The organism is Alcanivorax sp. HI0044 (genome assembly GCF_001634945.1).
The window spans coordinates 1-1,028 of sequence record NZ_LWEZ01001885.1 but is presented as its reverse complement, the minus strand read 5'-3'; the positions used below and the strand labels follow the sequence as shown (position 1 = coordinate 1,028).

Here is a 1,028-nt window from a genome sequence, read left to right as displayed (position 1 = left end):
TCAATGCCGTGCCCGCACCACCCCGGTGGTGATGGTGGCCAGCCGTAGTCATGGTGGCGAGGCGGTGGAAAAGCTGGAAGCCTTTATCCGGGAAGAAATTGGTGAAGTGGAGCGCGCTTCCATGGGCTCCTCCCTGAAACTGTGCCTGGTGGCGGAAGGCAGCGCGGACATCTACCCGCGTCTGGCTCCCACCAGCGAATGGGATACCGCCGCCGCCCATGCGGTGGTAGCCGCCGCTGGTGGCGTAGTGGTGAACACCGCCTTCGAGCCGCTGCAGTACAACAAGGAAGATATTCTCAACCCGCACTTCCTGGTGTTGGGGCAGAGTATTGAAGAGTGGCGTTTTATCGCCGCGGCGATTGGGTGAATGTCGGACGTCAGACGTCAGACGCAAAAAACCAAGGAGTTTCCATGAGCGCAATGCGTGAACTGCGGTTTGTCAGCGAGGGGCAGTCCTGCCGGGGAGATCTTTACCTGCCGGAAGGCGAGGGGCCTTTCCTGACGGTGGTTATGGGGCACGGCTTTGGGCTCACCAAGGAATGCGGGTTGGCGCCGTTTCGCGACGCCTTTGTGCAAGCCGGTTATGCGGTATTCCTGTTCGATTATCGCCACTTTGGCGAAAGTGAGGGGATGCCGCGGCAGGTGCTGTTACCCAACCGGGAAGTGGCGGACTGGCAGGCAGCACTGGCCTGTGTGCGCAAGCTGGATGAAGTGGATAACCAACGCATCGTGCTGTGGGGCACTTCCTTCGGTGGCGGCCTGGTCACAGCGGTGGCCGCTCGTGAATCGGTGGCCGGCATTATTGCCCAGTGCCCGATGATGGATGGCATGGCATCGGTGCTGGAGGTAATTCGTTATGCCGGCATTGGGCAGGCGCTGAAAATGACGGGCATTGGTCTGTGGGATGTGGGCAGCAGTGCGTTGGGGCTGGGGCCGAAAATGCTGCCTTCAGCCGGTCGGCCTGGTGAGCTTGCTGCCATGTCCAGCCATGACGCCTATGACGGCTATACCGCGCTGATGCCGGACAA

2 protein-coding genes are annotated in these 1,028 nt (G+C 60.9%); both read left to right on the top strand.

Annotation, left to right across the window (positions count from 1 at the left end; genetic code table 11):
- On the top strand, positions 1-367 hold a 367-nt coding region (locus A3730_RS28190), incomplete at its 5' end, for an inositol monophosphatase family protein (RefSeq protein ID WP_304439542.1).
- 44 nt (positions 368-411) lie between these two features.
- Positions 412-1,028, top strand: a 617-nt coding sequence (locus A3730_RS28185; RefSeq protein ID WP_063539395.1) for an alpha/beta hydrolase, incomplete at its 3' end; no start/stop codon positions are given.